Raw genomic sequence first — 23476 nt, 5'->3', positions numbered from 1 at the left:
CTCACGTCACGTTCAACCGATTTGCATATCGCGACAGCCTTCCAGTAACGTTGTGTTCACACCGACGCGGGGTGGAGCAGCTCGGTAGCTCGCTGGGCTCATAACCCAGAGGTCGCAGGTTCAAATCCTGTCCCCGCTACAAAGGTCGAAGGCCCCCGGAGAAATCCGGGGGCCTTTCGCATTCCCGGGCTCGCCCGACGTCGTCGGTATGGTCGGGGCGTGGACGGCGAACTCCGGAAGATGCTGGCGGGCGAGCGGTACCTGGACAGTGACTCGGAACTGGTCGCGATGCGGAAGTCGTGCGGACGGCTGCTGGACCGATTCAATTCGACCGCCGCGGACGACGACGCGCAGCGCTCTCAGATCCTCCAGGAGCTGCTGGGTGGGATCGGCGAGGGTTCGTGGATCATGCCGCGGTTCCAGTGCGACTACGGCGCGCAGATCACGATCGGCGCCAACAGCTTCCTCAACTACGACGCGATCCTCATGGACTGCGCGCCCATCTCGATCGGCGACGACTGCTCGATCGGCCCGAGGGTCCAGCTGCTCACCGCCCTGCACCCGGTGGAGGACCACGCGGCGCGGCGCGCCCGATGGGAGACCGCACTCCCGATCACCATCGGCGACAACGTCTGGTTCGGCGGCGGCGTCATCGTCTGCCCGGGCGTGTCGATCGGCCGGAACACGGTGATCGGCGCGGGCAGCGTCGTGACGCGCGATGTCCCGGACCACGTTGTGGCCGTCGGCAACCCGTGCCGGGTGGTGCGAGACCTCCCGGTCGAGTGACTACCGTCCGCTGCGCGCCTCGGTGACGCGCTGCCGCACGCGTGGTGCGACCTCCTCGACGAAGCGGCGGCACTGTTCGTAGTCGTCGTCCTCGGCACCGAACACGAAGGTGTCCATCCCGGTGTCCACGACGAGTCCGGTCAGCCGCTGCGTCCACTGGTCGACGGTGCCGTGGAACATCTCGTCCGACGGCGCATCGTCGATCGACCCGAAGATGTTGTAGATCCGCCGGATCGACGCGGGGTCCCGGCCGGCGGCGCGGGCACCGTCGTCGATGGCCTCGTGCCGTTCCGGCAGGGCCGGGGGCGGGAAGAAGGAGTTCGACGGTGCCCACCCGTCCGCGTGGCCGCCCAGGTACCGCAGCAGCTTCGGGCCGCCCACCCCCAACCAGATGCCGATGTCGTGGGCGGGGCGCGGACCGGGGTGCACCCCGTCGAGGCGGTAGTGCTCGCCGGGGAAGCGCACGGACCGCTCGCCGGACCACATCAGCCGGATCACCTCGACGGCGTCCTTGAGCGCGCCGGCGGCCTCGCCGGGCGTGCGTTCCGGCCCGTCCATCGCCGCGATCGCGGGCCAGAACGCGCCGGCCCCGAGACCGAGCTCGAACGGGCCGTCGGACAGCAGATCCAGCGTCGCCGCTGCCTGCGCCATGACGGCGGGCGGGCGCAGCGGGAGGTTGGCCACGTCGGGGAAGACACGGACCTCCTCCGTGCGGTCGAGCAGCGCGCCGATCAGCGTGAAGGTGTCGACGAACGCCTTCTGATACGGGTGGTCCTGGACGCCGAGGAACTCGACCCTGCCGTCGGCGAGATCGGCCAGAGCGAAGCAGTTGTCCAGCGCCGCGGCGGACGGGGTGACGAAGAGTCCGAACTCGACCGGTCGCAAGTAGTCCATGCCGCGAGCGTAGGCGCCGGCAGCGGGCTCGGCGGCGCTACGGCCATCCGCACGGATCGACGCCGTGGGCGGCTCGACCTGGCTACGCTCGGCGTGTGCCGGCCAGCGCTGAGTTCCGGGCGTGGTGCGCCGCGGGCGGATCCGACGAGCGGACGATCTCCGAGCGGGACCGCCGCGGTCTCCGTCTGGTGTCGATCGCCGCATACTCCGCCGCGGTGGTGAGCTTCGGGTTCGCCGTGGTCGGATCCGCCTTCGGCGGTCCGCACGAGGTGTCGCTCGTCAACCTCGTCTCCGGCGCGGCGCTGGCCGTCGTCCCGGCCCTGCGCCGCTTCGGGCCGTGGGCGCCCCCGACGTGCTTCTTCGTCGTCGCCGTGGTCACGCTCTGGAGCCTGTGCACGCTCCTCGGCGAGGGCGTCGGACTGCTGTACTACTACCTGGTCATGGCGGTGGGGATCCCGATGATCGTGGGTGTGCGGCGGCTCGTCGCCTGTGCCGTGGTCGTGGTCGTGTGCCTCGGCGCCGTGATCTACCTGCACTTCACCGTGCCCGACGACACGGGCCTCGTGCCGCAGTGGTTCGCGGTCACCGGATTCGTCGTCAACGTGATCGTGGCCGCGTGTCTGGCGGTGGCGATCGTCGGCTCCGGCCTGTTCCAGATCGAGCGCGCGGAGACGGCGCTCGCCGAGGAGCTGAGCCGGTCCGACGCGCTCCTGAACAACATCCTGCCGCGCTCCGTCGCCGAGCGGCTCAAGCAACCGGACCACGCGGAGGTCGCCGACTCCTACGACGACGCGTCGGTGCTGTTCGCCGACATCGCCGGGTTCACGGAAATGTCCAGTCACACCACGCCGGCGGACGTGGTGCGGTACCTCGACAGGCTCTACACGGCACTCGACGCGCTCGTGGAGCGGCACGGGCTCGAGAAGATCAAGACCACGGGCGACTCCTACATGGTGGTCAGCGGGGTCCCCGTGCCGCGCCCCGACCATCTCCAGGAGCTCGCCCGGTTCGCGATGGCGCTGCAGGGCACTGCGGCCGGCGTGCCGAACGCCGACGGCAGGGCGACGCCGCTGCGGATCGGGCTCGCCGACGGTCCCGTCGTGGCCGGGATCGTCGGGTCGAAGAAGTTCTTCTTCGACGTCTGGGGCGACGCGGTCAACGTCGCGTCCCGGATGGAGTCGACCGGAGCGGTCGGCCGGATACAGGTCACGGCGTCCGTCCACGAGCGTCTCGCGGGGGAGTTCGTGTTCGAGGAACGCGGCGTCATCGCGGTCAAGGGCAAGCCGGACCAGACGACGTGGTTCCTCCTCGGCGAGCGGAGCGACAGGCGCTAGCGGCCCCGCGCTCGCGGCGTCAGCACTGGTACGAGTTGTCCGCGCCGATCGACTTCACGGTGGGCTTGCGGGCGCCGGTGCAGGTGATCGTGTTGTCGTGACCGCTCACCTCGACGGACGAAGCCGATCCCAGCTTGATCGAGTTGCCGCTGCCGATCAGCTTCAGGCTCGTCACATCGCGGAAGGTGAGGGTGTTGTCGTGGCCGCTGACCTCGACCCGCTTGCAGTTCGACGTGAACACGATCGAGTTGTCCGATCCGATGAGCTTCACATCGTCGTTGCACGCCAGGGTGCGGACCTGGTCGTGTCCGTTGAGCTCGATCGCGGCGGAGGCCATCGGGGTGGCGGTGACGGTGGCGGCGGCGAGCGCAGTGGTGGCGAGGGCGATTCGGGTCAGGGCGCGCATGATCGGTCGACTTTCTGCAACGGTGTAAAGGAACGAATCGGACGATATCAGGCACAGTCGGCCGCGGATTCGCGCTCAGGTCCCGTTCACCGCCCGGTCGCCATTGCGATCATCGTGAGTGGGACCGTTCCGCCGAATGCCCGGCGGCGGCAGAGTGACCTGTCACACCCGGACGAGTAAGCCCGTCCGCCAGGCCCACAGGAGACCTCCCATGCCCACCCTCGTCATCGTCGCCTTCGTCGGGCTGCTCGGTCAGCTCGTCGACGGGAGTCTCGGCATGGCCTTCGGCGTCACCGCGACGACCTTCCTCGTCGCTCTCACGACGCTCTCGCCCGCCGCGATCAGCGCGACGATCCACCTCGCCGAGATCGGTACCAGCGCGGTGTCCGGCGCCTCGCACTGGCGGTTCGGCAATGTCGACTGGAAGGTGGTGCGGCGCATCGGCGTTCCGGGCGCGATCGGTGCGTTCGCCGGGGCGACGGTGCTGTCCAACCTGTCGACGGAGATCGCCAAGCCGCTGATGGCCGTGATCCTGCTCCTGCTCGGTCTGTACGTGCTGCTGCGCTTCACCTTCCGCGGCATCGACACCAAGAACCTCGGCAAGCCCCTCAAGTCGCGGTTCCTCGCGCCGCTGGGCCTGTTCGGCGGTTTCGTCGACGCCACTGGAGGCGGCGGGTGGGGCCCCGTCGGGACGCCGGCGCTGCTGGCGTCGGGCCGGATGGAGCCCCGCAAGGTGGTCGGCACGATCGATACCAGCGAGTTCCTCGTCGCCCTCGCCGCCTCGCTCGGCTTCCTGGCCAACCTCGGCGGCGAGGGCGTGAACTTCGGCTACGCCGGCGCGATCCTGCTCGGCGGCGTGATCGCCGCACCGATCGCGGCGTGGCTGGTGCGGCACTTCCCGCCGCGGCTGCTCGGCGCCTCGGTGGGCGGTCTCATCGTGCTCACCAACGCCCGGACCCTGATGGGCAAGAGCGCGCTGGCCCTGGACCCCGGCGTGCAGTGTGCGGTGTACATCGTCATCGTGGCGGGCTGGATCGCGGCCTTCGTCTACTCCTTCGTGCAGTACCGGCGTGACTCCGTGCTCGAGTCCGCTGATTCCATCGGCGAGCTCGCCGCTCGGAATGCGAGCGCCGGCGAGGATGCGAAGGCGCCCGTGCCGGCCTGATCTTCGATCATCGTGTGGAGGATTGTTCCCACTCAGCGGGAACAGTCCTCCACACGTGCATCCCGACATGTCCGTACGGTGGGCGCATGGACGTGTGGATCGGTGACCCCGCGCGAGACGCGTCGCGTGTCGCGGCACTGCGGACCGCATGGTCGGCCACGTCGGGGGAGGGGCCGGTGCCCGACGACGACACCCTCACGGACCGGATCCGCGAGTGGTGGGAGTACGACCGTCGCACGGTGTTCCTCGCGGGTGAGTACTCGCTCACGGGCGGCGGCGTCTCGGGCATGATCTCGTTGCACGAGTACCGGCGGATGCCCACGCCCGGTGCCGATTCCAGTTCCTGGGGCTATGTCGGCCATCTGTTCGTGTTCCCGGCGGTGCGGCGGGAGGGATACGGCCGCGCGCTGATCGACGCGGTACAGCAGGAGGCGCGCACGCGCGGCTACCGCCGCCTCGTGGTCGCACCGAGTGACATGGCCGCCGGACTGTTCCACCGCAACGGTTTCCGGGCGGCGGATGAACTCATGGTGTGGGAGCCGGATTCCGCGACCAGGTTGTGAGTGACCGAGGCCCGCTGCCCCGATCCAGGGCCCGGACGAACACCCAGCAGCCGATGCCGGACAGCGCCATGCCGATCCCGAAGGTCGCCGCATAGCCCAGGAGATCGCCGGACACCCCGCCGGCGAAGCCGGCCGCTCCTTGTGCGGCCACCACCGCGCAGGCCAGGAGTGTGTAATCGGCGCCCGCGTGCTCGTGCTCGCTGGCGTCCATCATGAGCGTGAACAGCGCCACGGTCGCGGCGCCGCCGAAGACGTGCTCGGTGAGGTTCGCGGCCACGACCATCGGGAAACCGCCCAGGCCGATCGCCGCCGCGACGTACAACCCGATCGCGACGGTCTGCGACACACCGCCGCCGATCAGTGCGGCGCGCCGCCCGTAGCGGAACGCCCACCAGCCGCCGAGGGCCGAGCCGACCAGCGCGCCGGCCGAGCTGAGCGCGCCGCTCACCAGTGCGATCTCCTTGAGGTTCAGACCCGTGTCGTGCAGGAAGGGGCCCGCGATCGCGGAGACCATCGCGTTGCCGAACTTGTAGGCCGCCAGGAGCGCGATCAGCGCGATCACCCCGGGACGGCGCAGACGGTGCCACCAGGCGGTGCTCAGTCCTCCTGGAGGCCCGGGCAGGGCGGTGGACGGCGGACCGTCGGGCGGTGTCTCGCGAGCCAGGAACGCGACGGGGACCGTGCACAGCAGGATCAGGCCGCCCAGGGTGAGCAGGAGGACCCGCCAGCCGCCGTCCGCGTAGATCCAGAGCAGTCCGCCGCCGCCGGCGATCATGCCGAGGCGGTACGCGCCGGTCTGGATGCCGTTGCCGAGGCCGCGCTCGCGGGGGCCGAGCAGGCGCACCGTCAGGCCGTCGGTCGCGATGTCCTGGGTCGCGGAGAGCAGGTTGATCGCCGCGATCGCGACGAACAGCCAGCGCAGGGATCCGGCGAGGTCGGTGGCGGCGAGGGCGAAGGCGACGCCGGCGGACCCGAGCTGGGTCGCGAGCAGCCATTGCCGTCGGGTACCGATCCGGTCGACGGCGGGCGCCCAGAGGAACTTGATGCCCCAGGGCAGGTAGAGGAAGGACGTGAGGCTGATCGCGGTCAGTGACAGGCCGGCGTCCCGGAGCAGGACCGGGATCGCCTGCGTGAAGAAGCCGAAGGGCAGGCCCTGGGCGAAGTACAGGCCCGTCAGGAGGACGAGCACGCGCACTGACACCCCGTGATTCTGGCAGACCGCGCGGTGTGCGGCGGCGGTGACCGGACCCGCGAACGCCTGTGGCGGCCGATCCACGAGGGATCGACCGCCACAGGCGTTCGTATGACAGCGGGGTGCGAGCTTAGCCGCGGCCGCCGCAGCTCGGCCACGCGCCGATGCCCTGCGAGGCGAGAACGTTCTCGGCCACGCGGATCTGCTCGGCACGCGACGCGTTGTGCGGGCTGCCGCTGCCGCCGTTGGCGTTCCAGGTGGACTGGCTGAACTGCAGCCCGCCGTAGTAGCCGTTGCCGGTGTTGGTGCTCCAGTTGCCACCCGACTCGCAGGCGGCGATGGCGTCCCAGTTGACGCTGCCGGCGTTCGCAGCACCGGTGCCGAAGGCAACGGGAGCGGCGACGATCGCGCCGGTGACGGCCATCATGCCCAGGGTCTTACGGATGTTCTTCAAGGGGTTCCTTTCGCCGTTGCGCATGCCAGGACACAGCCCGATTGGGGCGGAGGTGTCGGGGAAAGACATGGACCGTGCCTTCTCTGTCGGGCACGGCAGTGGGCTGAGGAAGATCGCTCAACCGGCTTCGGCGACGTGGTGCGTCACTCTGGAAGCCGTCCGGCGCCCGAGGAAGAGTCTCTCGTTTCGGCGGCGGGCCCACACATACGCGGTGGTTCGCGGATTCAGTTTTGTTCCCGGTGACCGGGTCGAGATGAACACTAGGGCGCTATCGGGCCGGTGTCACCCCCGCCTCGGGACGGTCGCGGTTTGATAACGCTTCGGTCACGGTAGCCTGTGAAGACGGTAAGTCCAGGTCATGGCGGGAAACGCTAGCAATAGCTTGCATAGGCAATGACCTGCGAAAAGTGACCGCAATCACAGGTCGATTGTGGTCCCGATCACGTGAATCCGAGGTCACGGAACGGTGTACGCACCCGCGCTCGGGCGCTGTCCCGGGACTCGTGCGGTACGGCCGCGACGGCGGTGCGGGCCTCCCGACCGTCACCGCCGCCGCTGTTCCGAACCCTGTCGTACGCCGCCTACGGCGTCGTCCTCACCACGTCCTCGTCGAGGGGGCGCGCGGGCTCGTCGATCGGTCCGGGCCGGTCGACGGTGATCCCGGGCGCCGGGTCTCCGGAGCAGTACCGCTCGAGGAATCCGTCCCGGAACCGCGTGAACGTGCCGTCGAGGATCGCCGCCCGGGCACCGGCGGCCAGGTCGGTGAGGAACCGGACGTTGTGCCGCGTCGTGATCGCCACCGCCGACGGTGCGTCGGTCCGGTAGAGGTGGTGCACGTACGCCCGGATCCAGCCCGCATCCGATGCCGCGCCCGGGGCCTCGCCGGAGGCCTCCGGGTCGAGGACCCGAAGGTCCGATCGGAATCGCGGGGACGAGATCTCGATCGGGCCGCGTGCGGTCAGCGCGACGCCCTGCGCTGCGAGGTCCTGCGCCGCGGTCGATTCCACCAGATCGACCCCCGTGTCGACGGCGTGCAGCAGTTGTTCGGGGCCGCGCGCCGCGGCGAGCACACGGGGCCGGGCGTCGCCGAGCTCTGCGAGCAGCGCGCCCAGTGCGTCGCCCGGTTCGGGCGCGAGGTCGACGATGCGAAAGCCGCCGAACCCCAACCCGCCCGACAGGACGTCCTCCTCGTGGCGGGCGAGGACCTCCCGGACCGCGATGCGGGAGTGCCCCGGCCCGGCGGAAACGCCCACCCACAGCGACATTCCGTCGCGGCGCAGCGCGGTGAGCCAGTTGTGTTCGGCGAGGGCGCGTCGCGCTGCGCCCGGATCGACCGGTGCGAACACGATCGCGCCGCCCAGGCGGTGCGCCGCCGCGATCGCGTCCGCCGGGTCCGACGAAGGTGCCGAGACGTCGACGAACACAGGCACGGTCCATCCGCTGAAGGCGGCGAGTCCGCCGGCCTCTTCGATCAGTTCGGCCCCGGGGCGCAGTCGCATCCGTGATCCGTCGACGGTGACCGCACGGACTCCGGCTTCGCCGGCGGTCGCCGGCGCGATGCCGGGGACGGCGCCGAGCGGCGCGGCTGGAACGAACGCGGGGGTCGCGATAGTGCCGTGTGCGGTGCGGAGGGTGCCGGCCCGCGCGTCGCCCATGCGGCCGTCGATCTCGAATCGCACCGGGTCGGTGATGGATTCGGCCCGCAGCCGGGTGTGGGCGGAGATGGAGCGGTAGTCCGATCGCAACTCGGACAGCTCGGCCACGAGCGCGCGGTTGCTCGCCCGGAGCTCGGAGAGTTCCGCGGTCCCACGTGCGACGGTGCGCGGCGTCGGGATCCGCATCGGTGCGGGCGTGGGCGCCGGCGCCGTCGTCCGTACGGTCCGCTGCGGAGGTGCGAGCTGCGTCAGCGGGGCCCGAACGGCGGGAACGGGATCGGTCGTCGGCTGATCCGGCAGCGCTCCCTGTGTCGACCTCGCGCGGAGCCCGTCGCCCTCGACGTCGATGCGCGGCAGCGCCTTGTCGAGCCAGCGGGGCATCCACCAGGCCCGTTCCCCGAGGACCGCCATGGCCGTGGGCATGATGATCATCCGAACCAGGAAGGCGTCGAACACGATCGCCGCGGCCATGGAGAAGCCCATCAGCTTGAGGAAGGTCATCGATGACAGGGTGAAGCCCGCGAACACGGAGATCATGATGATCGCCGCCGCGGTCACCACCCGCGCCCCCGAGCGGTACCCGATGCGGATCGCCTCCAGCGCGGGGGCGCCGTGGTGGTGTTCCTCGCGCATGCGGCTGACGAGGAACACCTGATAGTCCATGGCGAGCCCGAACACGATGCCGATCAGGAAGATCGGCATGAACACCAGGATCGGCCCGCGCTCCTCGGGCGCGATCCACCCGAGCCACCCGTCCTGGAAGAACCCGACGGTGACGCCGAACGTGGCGGCGATCGAGAGCAGGAAGCCGAGCGCGGCGATCACCGGGACGATCACGGACCGGAAGACGATCATCAGCAAGAGGATCGCCAGCCCCACCACGACGATCAGGTAGAGGGGCAGCTTCGAGGTCAGTGCTTCGGAGAAGTCCGCGTTGATCGCCGCGGCGCCGCCGATCCCGACATAGGTCGACGTGGCCCGCCCTACTGCGTCGGCCCGGTCCCGGACCTCGTCGAGCAGCGTGGCTGTCTGCGCCGTGGACGGGCCCGATTCGGGAACGATGACGAACTGCGCCGCATCCCCGGCCGCGTTGGGCACCGGCCCTATCACCCCGTCGTGCGCGATCCCGGGCAGAGCACGCACCTCCTCGGCGAACCGCTTGGTGGCCGCGGCGAGATCGCCCTTGCCCCGGGTGTCGACGACCGCGACGAGCGGGGAGGACTTGCCGGCACCGAACGCCTCGCTCTGGATCTGCACGGCCGCCTTGTCCGACGGTGCGGCGAAGTCCAGGCCGAGCTCCAGCTTGCCGATCGGGATGGCGGACACGGCCAGGATCGAGACCGCGCCCACGAGGAAGGGCAAAGGCTTGCTCGTCAGCAGGTCGCCGATGCGCTGCCCCAGCGGGCGACGGTGCGTCTGGTCGGGTGTCCACAGGAGCGGCAGGCGGGGCTTGAACACCGTCGACTTGAACAGGCCCAGCAGGGCGGGGAGCACCGTCAGCGCCACGAGCACCGCGAGTGCGACGGTGACGGCGGCGCCGAGGCCCATCTGCGTGAGGAAGGACATTCCGGTCAGCGACAGGCCGCAGAGCGCGATGATCACCGTGGCGCCGGCGAAGACGACCGCGCTGCCCGCCGTGCCGACCGCGAGCCCCGCCGCGTGCGAGCGGTCGCCGGTGTTGGTGAGTTCCTGCCGGTAGCGCGAGATCACGAACAGCGAGTAGTCGATACCCACCGCGAGGCCGATCATCATCGACAGGCCGGTGGTGGACGTACCGAGCGTGAGGAAGGAGGTGCCGATCGCGATGATCGACGACGAGAGGCCGATTCCGATCAGGGCCGCGCCCAACGGCATCAGGGCGGCCAGCAGCGCGGCAAAGGTGATGATCATGACGATCACCGCCACCGCGATGCCGATGAGCTCCGCCGGTGGCTCGGTCTCGGTCTCGTTGGCGGCGCCCGCGCTCTCGACGGTCAGGCCCGCGTCCCTGCCGGCCTGCTTCGCCGCGGCGACCGCCTCCTTCGACTCCTCCGAGACCTCCTTCACGGCGCTGAAGGAGAAGTGGATCTGCGCCACTCTTCCGTCGCTGCTGAGGCTCTCGGCCGCGGCCGGGCCGGCGGTCGGGTTGCCGATCGCCGCCTTCTCGGCGGCGGTCAGCTGCGGTACGGCGCGCAGCTTCGCGACGACCGCCTCGACAGCGGCGGCGTTGCCGCCCCGATCCAGCCGCTCCCCGTTGGTCGACTGCAGCACGACGGTGGCGCTGGGGGCCTGCGTGCCCGCGGTCTCCGGGAACTTCTCCTGCAGCACGTTCTGCGCCTCGACAGCGCGACTGCCCGGAATGTTGAAGTCGTCCTTGAAGGGCTTGGACAGCGACGACCCCGCCGCCCCGATCGCGAGGAACGCGACGATCCAGAGCACGAGGACGAGCCACCATTTCCGGTAGCAGAACCGTCCGACCTTGTAGAGAAGCGATGCCATGCGTCCAGTCTGGCTATCGCCCCGCTCGCGCGATAGTCTGCGAAAGGTGTTGGGGACGACCGATGTCCGATCGGTAGACGATGGTCGTACGGGGTCGCGAGGCACCCCCTACGAAAGTCGTAGTCGCGCCTCGGCTACGAGTGCGCCAGCCCCGCGTCGTGCGCGAGGATCGCGAGCTGCACGCGGTTGGCCGCGTCGAGCTTGTCCAGCAGCCGCGACACGTGCGTCTTGACCGTCGCCTCGCTCATGAACAGGTCGCGGCCTATCTGCGCGTTGGAGTTCCCGGCGGCGACACCGAGGAAGACCTCACGCTCCCGGTCGGTGAGGACGGAGGTCCTGCGGAGGGCGGTCCGACGGTGCTCCTCCCGTGGGTCGTGGGCGAACCGCTCGATGAGCTTGCGGGTCACACTCGGTGACAGCATGGCCTCGCCCGAGGCGACCACTCGGACACCGTCGAGGAGCTGACGCGGCGGAGTGTCCTTGAGCATGAATCCCGCCGCGCCCGCCTGGAGCGCGCGCAGCACGTAGTCGTCGAGGTCGAAGGTCGTGAGCACGACGACCTGCGGTGGATCGGGCTCCGCCCGTACCAAGGCGGTCGCGGCGAGGCCGTCGACCACGGGCATGCGGATGTCCATGAGCACGACATCCGGACGCAGGTCGCGCACGAGCCCGACCGCCCGGTCGCCGTCGCCGCCCTCGCCGACGATCTCGAGGTCGTCGGCGGATTCGATGATCATGCGCAGCCCGGACCGCACCAGTGGGTCGTCGTCGATGATGACGATGCGGATCACAGGGCCTCCCGGGGTCGTGACCATCCTGCCACGGCCCGTGAGGGATCAGCCCCGCTCGACGGGGAGCTCGGCGTACACGCGCCAGCCGCCCGGACCTGTGCGGGCGGCGGTCATCCAGCCGCCCGCCAGCTCGACCCGTTCGGCGAGGCCGATGAGTCCGGCGCCGGACCCGGGCAGCGACGCCACGGGCGACCGCGGGGGATCGTTGACGACCTCGACCGACAGGATCTCGCCGTCGAGCAGTACCGCGACGTGCACGGACGCGGCACCCGCGTGCTTGCGCACGTTCGTCAGGCTCTCCTGCACGATGCGGTAGGCAGTGCGGCCCAGCGTCTCCGGAACCGCATGCGGCGCCATGGCGTCGGCGCCGACCCGCAGGTCGACGACGGTGCCGCCCACGCACGACTGCTCCGCGAGGCGGTCGAGGTCGGCGAGGCCGGGCTGTGGTGCGAGCGGCTCGGCATCGGCACCACGGAGCACGCCGAGTACGCCGCGCAGGTCCTCGAGGGTCTCGTGCGCGGTGGTGCGGATCTCCGCGGCGGCGCGTTCGACGGCGTCGGGCGCGGCGCCCGTGTTCACCTCGAGCGCCCCGGCCTGCAGCGCGATCAACGAGACCCGATGCGCGAGCACGTCGTGCATCTCGCGGGCGATGCGGGAGCGCTCGGCCGAGCGTGCCTGCGCGGTGCGGAGTTCGCGCTCCGCCTCGGCGCGTATCGCGCGCTCGCGCAGCGACTCGATGAGGTCGCGCCGCGCGCCGACGTAGGAGCCCCACAGTGCGAAGGCTGCGGCGAAGGCGACGCTCGTGAGGGTGTCGGCGAGCCGCCAGGGTGTACTCGTCCACGGATGCGGGACGCCGAGGCAGGCCGCGGTGAAGACGGTCGCGATCACCAGGACGCGGTCGCGCCGCCGCACCGCCAGCGTGAAGAGGCCGAGGAGCGCGACACCCGGGAAGCCGACGACGAGGGTGAGGATCCCGCCGAGGACGGTGACCTCGAGGGGCCATCGCCGGCGCCACCACAGCAGAGGTGATCCCAGCAGTCCCACGATGAGGACGACGTAGCCCAGGGTGGTCCCGCCGGCGCGCCATTCGACCACGGCGGTGGTCACGGCGAGCAGCGTGGACAGCAGCACGCAGAGGCAGTCGCGCAGCCGCGGAGCGGTCCACCACCGCTGCCAGCGCGGGCCGACCGCTCTCGAATCCATGGCGATCACGCTACCGATCGGGGATCGCGTGGGGGAGTCGCCGAAGGTCGCGCTCCCGTCCGGCACGACTACGACTTTCGTCGCGATTCGGTGCGCCCCCTCGGACGCGAGCGGGGCGCCGCCGCGGCTGTGCCGCGCCGACGCCCCGTCGAACCTCCCCCTGGTCTACTTGAGCTGCGAGCTCGTCAGGTCCAGGTGACGACGCGCGATGATCAGCTGCTGGATCTGCTGCGTCCCCTCGAAGATGTCGAGGATCTTCGAGTCGCGGGCCCACTTCTCGAGCAGCGTCCGCTCCGAGTAGCCCAGCGCGCCCGCCAATTCGACCGCCTTGAGCGTCACGTCCGAGCCGACGCGGCCGGCCTTGGCCTTCGCCATCGACGCGTTCATCGAGTTCGGCAGCTTGTTGTCCGCCATCCAGCCGGACTTCAGCGTGAGCTGGTACGCGGCCTCCCAATCGGACTCGAGCCGGATGAACTCGGCGGCCGCGTGCGGCAGCGTGTTCACGGGTGCGTCGTAGTCGATGACGATCCCCGCGTCCTCCAGGACGGTGCGCAGCTCCTCGAGCGAGGCGCGCGCGCAGCCGATGGCCATGGCGGCCACCAGCGGGCGGGTGTTGTCGAAGGTCTGCATGACCCCGGCGAAGCCCTTCTCCACGTTCACTTCCGGGCTGCCCAGGATGTTCTCGAACGGGATGCGGCAGTCCTCGAAGCGGATCTCCGCGGTATCGGACGCGCGGATGCCGAGCTTGTGCTCGAGGCGGGCGACGGTGACGCCCGGGTGCTCGCGCGGCACGACGAAGGACTTGATCGCGGCGCGGCCGGCGCTCTTGTCCACGGTCGCCCACACCACGATGTGGTCGGCGCGCGAACCGGACGTCACGAAGATCTTGGTGCCGTTGAGGACCCACTCGTCGCCGTCGCGCACGGCGGTGGCGGTGACCGCCGCCGAGTCCGAACCGAAGGAGGGCTCGGTGATCGCCATCGACGCCCACACCTTGCCGAACCGCTCGAGCTGCTCGTCGGTCGCCACCGCCGCGATGGCGGCGTTGCCGAGGCCCTGGTACGGGAACGCGAGCATCAGACCCGTATCGCCCCAGCACATCTCGATCGCATTGATGATCGACTCCATGGTGCCGCCGTTGCGGCTGCCCGCGGTGACGTCCACGGCGGGCTTGGGCTTCTCCTCGCCGTCGCCCTTCTTCCGGTCGCCCGAGGCGGCCGACGGGGCCTGGCCCGCGTCGGCGAGCCCGTCGTAGAGCGCCGCGATGGTGTCGAGTTCCTTGGGGTACTCGTGCTCGGCGAGGTCGTACTTGCGCGAGATGGGGCGGAAGATCTCGGCCGCGCCCTGGTGCGACATCTCGGCCGACGCCTTGAGCTTCTTGGGAAGTTCCAGATTGATTGCCATGATGGTTCTTTCGTGTCAGAAGTTCAGGTCGTCTAGAGGACGACGACGCCCTCGGCGATGCCCACGGCGCGCAGATCGCGGTACCAGCGCTCCACCGGGTGCTCCTTGGTGAAACCGTGCCCGCCGAGCAGCTGCACGCCGTCGAGCCCGATCCGCATGCCCTTGTCGGTGGCGAACTTCCGCGCCAGCGCGGCCTCGCGGGCGAAGGACAGGCCCTGCTCGGCGCGGGCGGCGCCGCGCCACACGAGCAGCTCGAGACCCTCGATCTCGGTCGCCATGTCGGCGACCGCGAAGGCCACGGCCTGACGGTGCGCGATCGGCTCGCCGAAGGCTTCCCGCTCCTTGACGTACGGGGTGACGTAGTCGAGCACGGCACGCGAGGTGCCCAGTGCCAGTGCTGACCAGCCGAGGCGGGCCAGGCGCACCACGTCGGTGTAGTTCTGCGCGGCGGTGTCGAGATCGACCTCGCCGAGCAGCGCGGTCGAGGGGACCTTGACGTTGTTGAGGTTGAGCCGGCCCAGCGACGCGGCGCGCAGGCCCATGCTCGGATCGCCCTCGACGATGACGCCGTCGGTGCCGGACTCCACGATGAACAGCGCGGGCTTACCGTCGAGCTCCGCGCCGACGACGAACAGTTCGGCCGAACCCGCCTGCGGGACCATCGACTTCACGCCGCTCAGGACGTAGCCGCCCGAGGTGCGGGTGGCCTTGGTGCCCAGTGCGAACGGGTTGAACAGCGCACCCGGCTCGGCGATGACCACGGAGGACTGCGGCACCGACTCGCCCGCGTACTCCCTGAGGTAGGTCTGCTGCTGGCCGTCCGAGCCGAACTGCGCCAGCGCAACGGCCACGCCGCTCGGGGCGAGGATCGGCAGGGCCAGGCCCATGTCGCCGTGCGCGAGGGCCTCCGCCACCAGGGCGTTGGTCACCACACCGCGCTCGGAGCCGGCACCGTCGAGCTCCTCCGGCACGTTGATCATCGTGATGCCGAGCTCGGTGGCGCGCTCGAGCAGCGACTCGGGGGCCTCGGTGGCGGCGTCGGCGTCGAACGCCGCGGGCCGGATGATCTCGGCGGCGAAGTCCCTCACCGTGTCGGCGATCATCTGCTGCTCGTCGTCCGGCGTCAGGTCGTAGTTGGACCGGCTGCTCGAGCCGAGGCGCTTCGGCTTGCCGGTGCCCGCGACCACCTTGAAGGTGCGGTTCGCGGCGCCCAGCGCCTTGAACCCGGTCCTCGTGCCCTCATAGGCGACGCGGTTCACCAGGCCCTGGAGGCCGCGGTTCTGCACGAAGGGCGTCTGGACCACGGCCATCAGCGCGCGGATCAGCTGGCCGGTGGGGTTACGCCGGATCGGGTTCTTCCCGATGGCGCTGGTGTCCCGGGGATCGGTTGACGTGCTCATCTCCACCATCTCGTCTTCGTGGCGACGCAGGTCGGAAGATGTTTCCGGTGCCCCCGCCGCCAACTTACTCATCAGTCAGATGAGACCTTACTCCGCGGTAAGATCGGTGCCAAGAGATGGGACGAAAGCCGTGTCGTTGTGTCAGTCCGTGAGACGGCCGAGTACCTGCGGATGCAGGACCGGGTTCGCCGCGACGGCCGATCCGGCATGGGGTCCGGGCGTACCGTCGGTGCCCGTGAACAGGCCCCCGGCCTCCCGGACCACGATCTCGACGGCGGCCAGATCCCACAGGGACACTTCGGGTTCCACCGCGATGTCCACCGAGCCCTCGGCCACCATGCAGTAGCTCCAGAAGTCGCCGTAGCCGCGCAGCCGCCACGCGTCGTCGGCGAGCGCGAGGAAGCGGTCGCGGCTCGCACGGTCGGCGAAGTAGGACAGGTCGGAGAAGGAGATGCTCGCGTCCGCGATCTCGCGGACGCCCGAGACGGAGATCCGGCGGGGCGCGGCACCGTCGAAGGAGACGAACGCTCCGGCGCCCGCCGAGGCGAACCACCGGCGCCGCAGTGCGGGCGCGGAGACGACGCCGACCACGGGCACGCCGTCCTCGAGGAGCGCGATGAGGGTGGACCACACCGGGACCGAGCGCACGTAGTTCTTGGTGCCGTCGATCGGGTCGACCACCCACTGCCGGCCCGCGAACACGGGCTCGCCGCCGAACTCCTCGCCGAGAACGGCATCGTCCGGCCGCTCGGCCGCGAGCCGCTCCCGGATGAGCGTCTCGGTGGCGAGGTCGGCGTCGGAGACGGGCGTGAGGTCGGGCTTGGCGTCGACCTTCAGGTCCAGGGCGCCGAACCGGGCCATGGTCAGCTCGTCGGCGGCGTCCGCGAGGGCGAGGGCCAGGGCCAGATCGGGATTCGGAGAGTTCGACGGTGCGCTCGACATGCGAGAACGGTAGCGGAGTCGTACCACGGGCGCCCGACGCCGGCCGTCGGTAATCTGGGCATATGGTCTGGATCTGGATTCTGATGCTCGCCGCGATGCTGGGTGCCTTCGTCGTCATGTGGCAGCGTTCCAAGCGCGGCACGCTGGGCACCGCGCCGGCCGGTCCGGGCATGGAGGACGGGACGCTCACGCTCAGCGGGGTCAGCCCGCGGCCGCTCGAGGCGGATCAGAAGGGGCAGGCCTTCGTGACTGTCTCCGGTTCGATCGTCGGCCCGACCACGGCCCCCACGCCCGTGTACCGGCGGCTCGTCGTCGACTTCGCGGAGCGCTGGCCGGAGGTGGGGGACAGGCTGCCGGTCTACTACAAGGTGGGGAAGATCGACAGCTCGTGGCAGCTGGGCAGCCTTACCCCGCCACCGGACTCCTACGGCGCGCCCGGCCAGTATCCTGGGTGACTGTGCATCCTGACGTAGCCGCAGACATCGAGAGCCTCGACACCACCCTGCAGACGGTGGAGAAGGTGATCGACCTCGACGAACTGCGCCGGCGCGTCGACGAGCTCGAACACAAGGCGTCCGACCCCGAGCTGTGGAACGACCAGGCGAACGCGCAGCAGGTCACCAGCCAGCTGTCCCACGCGCAGGCCGAGCTGCGCCGCGTCACCGATCTGCGGCAGCGGCTCGACGACCTGCCGGTCCTGTACGAGCTCGCCGAGGCCGAGGAGGGCGAGGACCTCGCCGCCGCGCTCGAGGACGCCGACGGTGACCGCGCCAAGCTGCGCACCGAGATCGAGGCCATGGAGGTCAAGACCATGCTCTCGGGCGAGTACGACTCGCGCGACGCGCTGATCAACATCCGGGCCGGGGCGGGCGGCGTCGACGCCGCGGACTGGGCGGAGATGCTCATGCGCATGTACATCCGCTGGGCCGAGAAGCACGGCTACGGCGTGGAGGTCTACGACACCAGCTACGCAGAGGAGGCGGGCCTGAAGTCCGCCACGTTCACCGTCAAGACCGACTACGCGTACGGCACGTTGTCGGTGGAGATGGGCACGCACCGGCTCGTCCGGATCAGTCCGTTCGACAACCAGGGGCGGCGGCAGACCTCCTTCGCCGAGGTCGAGGTCCTGCCGGTGGTCGAGACCACCGACCACATCGACGTCAACGAGAACGACGTCCGGGTGGACGTCTACCGCTCCTCCGGTCCCGGTGGCCAGTCCGTCAACACGACCGACTCCGCGGTGCGGCTCACGCACATCCCCACCGGCATCGTCGTGACCTGTCAGAACGAGAAGAGCCAGCTGCAGAACAAGGTCGCGGCCATGAAGGTGCTCTCCGCGAAGCTGCTGGAGCGCAAGCGGCAGGAGGAGCGCGCCGCGATGGACGCGCTCAGCACGACCGAGGGCGCGTCCTGGGGCAATCAGATGCGCTCCTACGTGCTGCACCCGTACCAGATGGTCAAGGACCTGCGCACGAACTACGAGGTGAACAACCCGTCGGCGGTGCTCGACGGTGACCTGGACGGCTTCATCGAGGCCGGGATCCGCTGGCGGATGCGCGGCGATGACGATCAGTAGCCTCATCGCGAACTCGGCGCTCCCCACCTTCACGGGGTGGCGCCTGCTGATGTTCGAGCGCATCCTTCCGATCGCCCTGTGGATCGTCGGGGCCGTGCTGGCGAACCGGTTCGTGAACTGGTCGTCGGCCCGCGTCACGATGCACATCGACGCGCAGTTCAAGAAGGGTGACGCGCTCGTCCGGTCGGAGTCGGCCAAGCACCAGCACGCGCTGATCCAGGTGATCAGCTGGGTCGCGATCGCGGCGATCTACCTGTTCACCGGCTACCAGATCGTCAAGGCGCTCGGCGTGCCGATCAACGCGCTCGTCGCGCCGGCCACCGTCATCGGCGCGGCCCTGGGCTTCGGCGCACAGCGCGTGGTCCAGGACCTGCTGGCGGGCTTCTTCCTCATCACCGAGCGGCAGTACGGCTTCGGTGACGTGGTGAACCTCTCGCTCACCGGTGGCTCCACCGCCGAGGGCACCGTCTCCGACGTGACCCTGCGCGTGACCAAGCTGCGCAACACCGACGGCGAGGTCATCACCGTTCCGAACGGGCAGATCGTCAAGGCCACCAATCTGTCCAAGGACTGGGCGCGCGCGGTGGTCGACATCCCGCTGCCGAAGAGCGTGGACATGGGCAAGGTCAACGCATTGCTGCAACGCGTGGGGGAGCGGGCCTACCACGACCCGGTGATGTCCACGCTGCTGCTCGACACGCCCTCCCTGATGGGCGTCGTGTCGATCGACCTCGACCAGGTGAACGTGCGGATGGTCGCGCGGACGCTGCCCGGGAAGCAGTTCGAGGTCGGCCGCAACCTGCGCGAGCGCATCGTCCGCAGTCTGGCCACCGCCGGCATCGACGTCGCGCCCGTGACCGACACCGTCGACGACGAGGCCGAGGGGAGGCCGTCATGACCGATCCGTCGAACCGGACCCCCGCTCCTGCGGACGCCGTGCAGGGGACTTCGGGCGCCCCCGCGCCCCAGCGGCCCACGCCGTGGGAGCGTCTGCCCAAGACCATCCCGCACACCCGCGCCCGTACCAGCACCGCGATCCTGATCCTGGTGTTCCTCGGGCTGTCGTGGTGGTACCTGTCGCTGCGCGATCAGTTCGTGCCGGTGGAGGTCCAGCGGTTCGGCACGCAGGCTCCGGCGACGGCGCCCCGCACCACCGCCGAGCCCACCTACGACGAGCCGACCGTCCGCTCGAGCCCGGCGCGGTCGTCCGCGGCCGCGTCGAGCGGCGCCAGTGGGGCGGCCGAGCCGTCCGGATCCGGCGCACCGTCGACGACGGTGCCGGGCGGCTCCGTCGAGCCCAGGACGGCACCGTCGGGCGGTACGACGGTGGACGGGACGACGCCGGGCGGGATCGTCCTGCCCGGCGGCGCGACGATTCCGCTCCCGGTGCCGGGCGCGCAGAACACCGAGGTCCCGACCAGCGGCGGCGCACCGACGACCACGGTTCCCGCGAGCTGAGCCCGCGCGTCAGTACACTGGGCGACCGTGATCACGCTCCAGAACGTCACGATGAAGTACAAGGCGTCCGCCAGGCCGGCGCTCGATGACCTGTCGGTCGAGATCGGCAAGGGCGAGTTCGCCTTCCTGATCGGGCCGTCCGGTTCGGGCAAGTCGACGTTCTTCCGTCTGCTCCTCAAGGAGGACAAGCCGACGAGCGGCGATGTGTACGTGGGCGACTACCACGTGAACAAGCTGTCGGCGCGGCGCGTGCCGCAGTTGCGGCAGTCGCTCGGCTGCGTCTTCCAGGACTTCCGGCTCCTGCAGCAGAAGACCGTCGCCGAGAACGTGGCCTTCGCGCTCGAGGTGATCGGGAAGCCGCGCAACGTCATCGACCGGACGGTGCCGCAGGTACTGGACTACGTGGGCCTCGGCGGCAAGGCGAACCGCATGCCGAGCGAGCTGTCCGGTGGCGAGAAGCAGCGCGTGGCCATCGCCCGTGCGATCGCGAACCGACCGCTGCTGCTGCTCGCCGACGAGCCGACCGGCAACCTCGACCCCGACACGTCGGCGGAGATCGTGGACGTGCTCGACCGGATCAACCGGGCCGGCACGACCGTGGTGATGGCCACGCACGACCGCCACATCGTCGACTCGATGCGCCGCCGGGTCATCGAGTTCCGGATGGGCGAGATGGTGCGCGACGACGCGACCGGCGTGTACGGGCTGGGCCGCTGACGGCGCCCGCCGCGCCCGCCCATCGACGAACGAAACCGAAGGACTGAATCCACGTGCGTGCCAGTTTCATCACCAGCGAGGTCGTCACCGGCCTGCGCCGGAACGTGAGCATGACGATCGCCATGATCCTCACCACCGCGATCTCGCTCGGCCTGTTCGGCGGCGGCCTGCTCGTGGTGCGGATGGCCGACAAGAGTCAGGACATCTTCCTGCAGCGTGTCGAGATCCAGGTGTTCGTCGACGACAAGGTCGCCGCCGACGATCCGGACTGCCAGAAGACCGTGTGCCAGGCGATCGAGTCGAAGATCAAGGCGCAGCCGGGCGTGGACTCGCTCGACTACATCTCGCAGGACAAGGCGCTCGAGACCGCGAAGACCAAGACCTTCGCCGGTCAGCCCGAGCTCGCCGAGCTGGTCCGCCCGGGCGTGCTGCCCGCCTCCTTCAAGGTGCGGGTCGGTGACGACAAGAAGTTCTCCGCGGTGATCGACGCGGTCAAGGGCCAGCCCGGCGTGTCCGGCGTGCAGGACCAGCGCGAGCTCGTGGAGCGCGTGTTCTCCGTGCTGAACGGTGCGCGCAACGCCGCCTTCTTCGTGGCGCTGATCCAGGCCGTGGCCGCGATCCTCCTGATCGCGAACATGGTCCAGGTGGCCGCGTACACCAGACGGACGGAGGTGTCGATCATGCGATTGGTCGGCGCCACCCGCTGGTACACGCAGCTGCCCTTCCTGCTCGAGGCGGTGCTCGCCGCGCTGATCGGCGCGGTGCTCGCGATCGGCGGCCTGTTCGCCGGCAAGACCCTGTTCTTCGACCGGGCCCTGCGGGAGATGTACGGCGTGAACATCCTGGCCAGGATCACCGGCACCGATGTGCTACTGGTCTCGCCCTGGCTGATCCTCGTGGGCGCCGGTTTCGCCGCCGTCACCGCCTACCTCACCCTGCGGTTCTACGTGCGGGAGTAGCGCCCGCCCGCGCTCGCCGACGATAACTCGCTTTCCGCGTACCGTCGTACCCCCGTACGATGGAGTGGTTGTCCAGCCGCACCGGCACGGTGCCGGCAGCCGCGCGGAGAAGGGAAGAGGCGATGGCGAAGGAGAAGGGGCGCTCGGTGATCGCGAGCAATCGCAAGGCGCGCCACAACTACGCCATCCTCGACACCTTCGAGGCGGGCGTGGTGCTGGTGGGTACCGAGGTGAAGGCGCTCCGCGAGGGCAAGGCCTCCCTGGTGGACGCGTACGCGACCATCGACGACGGCGAGGTCTGGCTGCGCGGCCTGCACATCCCCGAGTACGGCAGCGGGTCGTGGACCAATCACACGCCGCGCCGCACCCGCAAGCTGCTCATGCACCGGCGCGAGATCGATTCGCTGACCGGGAAGATCCGCGAGGGCAATCAGACCCTGGTGCCCCTGTCGATGTACTTCAACGACGGCCGCGTGAAGGTCGAGCTGGCGCTGGCCAAGGGCAAGCAGGACTACGACAAACGGCAGGACATCGCCCGGCGCACCGCCGAGCGCGAGCTGGTCCGGGAGCTGGGCCGGCGCGTCAAGGGCATGCGCGGCTAGCTTCTTTTCGACGGTGCGCGGCGTGTCGCGCCCGATTCGTCGGGTTGCGGGCGTTCACTGGAGATACGAGTTACTGATGTGACTCGTGAGACTCAAGTGAAGGAGCGGATCCATGAGTGTCGAGAACCGGGCCAAGGTCGTGTCGCTGGCGCATCGTGTCGGCGCGGTGCTGCTCACCGTGCTGGTCAACATGAACGCCTCCGCCGCCGGCGTGCGCCTACGCACCGTGTGAATAATCGTTGGACACCCGCCGGTGACGGTGCGGTAGTATGGAACTTCCACTCCGCAAGGGGTGGGCACCGCGGAAGCGGCGATGAGGGGCCGATCGGTTTCGACTTCGTTTGTTGACGCGGGGGAAGCGTGCCGGTGCAGGCTGGAGACCACCGTAAGCGTCGCAGCAACCAATTAAGCGCCGATTCCAATCAGCGCGACTTCGCTCTCGCTGCCTAAGCAGCCAGGCGAGTCTGTCAGTCCGGGTTCGCCCTCGGCCCGGGTACTGGCATCAGCTAGAGGGATTCACCTCGCGGTGCGGTCGCGGCATCGCGGGGGACATCCAACAGCGACTGGGATCGTCATCCTCGCTCGTCCGTGAGACGGGGAGATCCGAGTAGAGACACAGCGGACTGCGCACGGAGAAGCCCCGTAGAAATAGCGGAGGACCCGGGTTCAATTCCCGGCGGCTCCACAGATGGTCCCTGACTTGCACCGCAGGTCAGGGACCGTTTTCGTTCCCAGATCTGTCCCCGTTAGCGGGTTGTCCCCGCGTTTTCCCCGCACGGCTTTCCGCAGCCGCGCCGGAAGCGCACGCCCATGCGCGCAGCGATATCGTCCAGGTCGTCGGGGTACAGGTGCCCGTAATGGTCGAGTGTCACCGTCGCCGACTTGTGCCCGAGCTGCTTCTGGATCGTCTTGATGTGTGCGCCGTCCGCGATCATGAGCGACGCCGCAGTGTGACGGAGCTGGTGTGCTGTGACGCGGGGGAACCGCTTGCTCTCGTACAACGCTGCCTCTGCTTCGTTTATGTCCTCGTCGGGGTCGGGTCCGCGCAGCCGCCCGACCGCCTTCCAGTACCAGCCTGTCGCTGTCGGCGGCATGAGCGGTCGCCCGTTGATCAGGCTCATCGAAAGTCCCCAGTGATGCTCATTGAGATTCCTCACCTGGGTGCGGTCGGATTATAGCGGTCGGCGGCTGGGTGCGGTTGCTGTGCGGTGGGTTTCGTTGCGGGCGTGGTGGTCTCGTAGTCGGTAGCTGTCGCCGTCGAGTTTGAGGACGACGGAGCGGTGTAGGAGCCTGTCGAGCATGGCCGCGGCGACGGTGGTGTCGCCGAGGACTTCGCCCCATTCGGAGACCGATCGGTTGGTGGTGATGACGATCGATGTTTTCAGATACCGTTGCGCGACAACCTGAAACAACGCTGATGCGGCTTCGGCGGGCAAGGGGAGGTAGCCGAGTTCGTCGATGACGAGCAGCGTCGGGCCAGCGAAGAACCGCATGGTC

Annotated in this window: 23 protein-coding genes, 1 tRNA gene and 1 other RNA gene; 13 read left to right on the top strand and 12 right to left on the bottom strand. The window is 69.6% G+C overall.

Features of this window, described 5'->3' with window-relative positions; genetic code table 11:
* Positions 1-65 precede the first annotated feature (65 nt).
* Both AXK60_RS13965 and AXK60_RS13960 read left to right on the top strand, forming a co-directional pair.
* Positions 66-139 (top strand) — tRNA-Met (locus tag AXK60_RS13965).
* 80 nt (positions 140-219) lie between these two features.
* A complete protein-coding gene (locus tag AXK60_RS13960; protein ID WP_082778035.1) occupies positions 220-786 on the top strand; it encodes a sugar O-acetyltransferase in 567 nt (188 codons plus the stop codon).
* On the opposite strand, the gene AXK60_RS13955 is transcribed toward AXK60_RS13960, so the two are convergent.
* A complete protein-coding gene (locus AXK60_RS13955; protein ID WP_068571736.1) occupies positions 787-1680 on the bottom strand; it encodes an LLM class flavin-dependent oxidoreductase in 894 nt (297 codons plus the stop codon). It lies immediately after the preceding gene.
* Between the two features lie 95 nt (positions 1681-1775).
* On the opposite strand from AXK60_RS13955, the gene AXK60_RS13950 reads away from it, so the two are divergent.
* A complete protein-coding gene (locus AXK60_RS13950) occupies positions 1776-3014 on the top strand; it encodes an adenylate/guanylate cyclase domain-containing protein (protein WP_244881110.1) in 1239 nt (412 codons plus the stop codon).
* Positions 3015-3033: 19 nt separating this feature from the next.
* Here AXK60_RS13950 and AXK60_RS13945 read toward each other — a convergent pair whose 3' ends face one another.
* Entirely contained in the window at positions 3034-3420 is a 387-nt protein-coding gene (locus AXK60_RS13945) for a DUF3060 domain-containing protein (protein WP_068571735.1), read from the bottom strand.
* 211 nt (positions 3421-3631) lie between these two features.
* Between AXK60_RS13945 and AXK60_RS13940 the strand changes: the two genes are divergently transcribed.
* Together AXK60_RS13940 and AXK60_RS13935 are read left to right on the top strand one after the other, a co-directional pair.
* Positions 3632-4585 (top strand): sulfite exporter TauE/SafE family protein, encoded by a 954-nt coding sequence (locus AXK60_RS13940; RefSeq protein ID WP_068571734.1) that lies wholly within the window; start codon positions 3632-3634, stop codon positions 4583-4585.
* 86 nt (positions 4586-4671) lie between these two features.
* Positions 4672-5148 carry a GNAT family N-acetyltransferase gene (locus tag AXK60_RS13935; protein ID WP_068571733.1) on the top strand — a complete coding sequence of 159 codons (477 nt, stop codon included), beginning with the start codon at positions 4672-4674 and terminating at the stop codon, positions 5146-5148.
* On the opposite strand, the gene AXK60_RS13930 is transcribed toward AXK60_RS13935, so the two are convergent.
* The 8 genes from AXK60_RS13930 to hisN all read right to left on the bottom strand — a co-directional run bounded on the left by AXK60_RS13930 (position 5111) and on the right by hisN (position 16667).
* Positions 5111-6349: an MFS transporter gene (locus AXK60_RS13930; protein ID WP_068571879.1), complete on the bottom strand. Its 1239-nt coding sequence runs from the start codon at positions 6347-6349 to the stop codon at positions 5111-5113. The two genes, AXK60_RS13935 and AXK60_RS13930, sit on opposite strands and share 38 nt — an antisense overlap.
* A gap of 121 nt (positions 6350-6470) precedes the next feature.
* Positions 6471-6794, bottom strand: coding sequence for a transglycosylase family protein (locus tag AXK60_RS13925; protein WP_068571732.1), 324 nt, complete (start codon positions 6792-6794; stop codon positions 6471-6473).
* Between the two features lie 581 nt (positions 6795-7375).
* On the bottom strand, positions 7376-10927 hold the full coding sequence (locus tag AXK60_RS13920; RefSeq protein WP_068571731.1) for a tRNA-guanine transglycosylase: 3552 nt from the start codon (positions 10925-10927) through the stop codon (positions 7376-7378).
* Between the two features lie 134 nt (positions 10928-11061).
* Positions 11062-11742, bottom strand: a complete 681-nt coding sequence (locus AXK60_RS13915; protein ID WP_197466736.1) for a response regulator — start codon at positions 11740-11742, stop codon at positions 11062-11064.
* A 21-nt stretch (positions 11743-11763) separates the two neighbouring features.
* Positions 11764-12921, bottom strand: a complete 1158-nt coding sequence (locus AXK60_RS13910) for a sensor histidine kinase (protein WP_068982538.1) — start codon at positions 12919-12921, stop codon at positions 11764-11766.
* A 165-nt stretch (positions 12922-13086) separates the two neighbouring features.
* The gene (locus AXK60_RS13905) at positions 13087-14325 is read right to left on the bottom strand and encodes an acyl-CoA dehydrogenase family protein (protein ID WP_068571728.1); all 1239 of its coding nucleotides are present in this window, start codon (positions 14323-14325) and stop codon (positions 13087-13089) included.
* Between the two features lie 32 nt (positions 14326-14357).
* Positions 14358-15734 (bottom strand): acyl-CoA dehydrogenase family protein, encoded by a 1377-nt coding sequence (locus AXK60_RS13900; protein ID WP_175400033.1) that lies wholly within the window; start codon positions 15732-15734, stop codon positions 14358-14360.
* Between the two features lie 132 nt (positions 15735-15866).
* Entirely contained in the window at positions 15867-16667 is an 801-nt protein-coding gene (hisN, locus tag AXK60_RS13895; protein WP_068571727.1) for a histidinol-phosphatase, read from the bottom strand.
* A gap of 62 nt (positions 16668-16729) precedes the next feature.
* Between hisN and AXK60_RS13890 the strand changes: the two genes are divergently transcribed.
* From AXK60_RS13890 to ssrA, 8 genes are all read left to right on the top strand, one after another.
* Positions 16730-17122, top strand: a complete 393-nt coding sequence (locus AXK60_RS13890; protein ID WP_068571726.1) for a hypothetical protein — start codon at positions 16730-16732, stop codon at positions 17120-17122.
* 2 nt (positions 17123-17124) lie between these two features.
* Positions 17125-18243 carry a peptide chain release factor 2 gene (prfB, locus tag AXK60_RS13885; protein WP_068571875.1) on the top strand — a complete coding sequence of 373 codons (1119 nt, stop codon included), beginning with the start codon at positions 17125-17127 and terminating at the stop codon, positions 18241-18243.
* The gene (locus tag AXK60_RS13880) at positions 18230-19141 is read left to right on the top strand and encodes a mechanosensitive ion channel family protein (protein ID WP_068571725.1); all 912 of its coding nucleotides are present in this window, start codon (positions 18230-18232) and stop codon (positions 19139-19141) included. Before prfB ends, AXK60_RS13880 begins: the two co-directional genes overlap by 14 nt.
* On the top strand, positions 19138-19701 hold the full coding sequence (locus tag AXK60_RS13875; protein ID WP_068571724.1) for an Rv3103c transmembrane domain-containing protein: 564 nt from the start codon (positions 19138-19140) through the stop codon (positions 19699-19701). The genes AXK60_RS13880 and AXK60_RS13875 overlap by 4 nt, the downstream gene beginning before the upstream one ends.
* 27 nt (positions 19702-19728) lie before the next feature.
* Complete coding sequence (gene ftsE / locus AXK60_RS13870) at positions 19729-20418, top strand: cell division ATP-binding protein FtsE (protein ID WP_068571723.1); 690 nt, start codon at positions 19729-19731, stop codon at positions 20416-20418.
* A gap of 53 nt (positions 20419-20471) precedes the next feature.
* A complete protein-coding gene (gene ftsX, locus AXK60_RS13865; RefSeq protein WP_068571722.1) occupies positions 20472-21377 on the top strand; it encodes a permease-like cell division protein FtsX in 906 nt (301 codons plus the stop codon).
* 122 nt (positions 21378-21499) lie between these two features.
* Positions 21500-21979 carry an SsrA-binding protein SmpB gene (gene smpB / locus AXK60_RS13860; protein ID WP_068571721.1) on the top strand — a complete coding sequence of 160 codons (480 nt, stop codon included), beginning with the start codon at positions 21500-21502 and terminating at the stop codon, positions 21977-21979.
* A 317-nt stretch (positions 21980-22296) separates the two neighbouring features.
* Positions 22297-22667: a transfer-messenger RNA gene (gene ssrA / locus AXK60_RS13855) on the top strand.
* Positions 22668-22725: 58 nt separating this feature from the next.
* Here ssrA and AXK60_RS13850 read toward each other — a convergent pair.
* Positions 22726-23100: a tyrosine-type recombinase/integrase gene (locus AXK60_RS13850; RefSeq protein WP_082778034.1), complete on the bottom strand. Its 375-nt coding sequence runs from the start codon at positions 23098-23100 to the stop codon at positions 22726-22728.
* A gap of 51 nt (positions 23101-23151) precedes the next feature.
* The coding region (locus AXK60_RS13845) for an ATP-binding protein (RefSeq protein ID WP_175400027.1) at positions 23152-23476 on the bottom strand (325 nt) is incomplete at its 5' end.

The sequence above is a fragment of the Tsukamurella pseudospumae genome, from assembly GCF_001575195.1.
GTDB classification, from domain to species: domain Bacteria; phylum Actinomycetota; class Actinomycetes; order Mycobacteriales; family Mycobacteriaceae; genus Tsukamurella; species Tsukamurella pseudospumae.
Note: the sequence above shows the minus strand (reverse complement) of the source record. Positions and strands in the feature narration are given on the sequence as shown.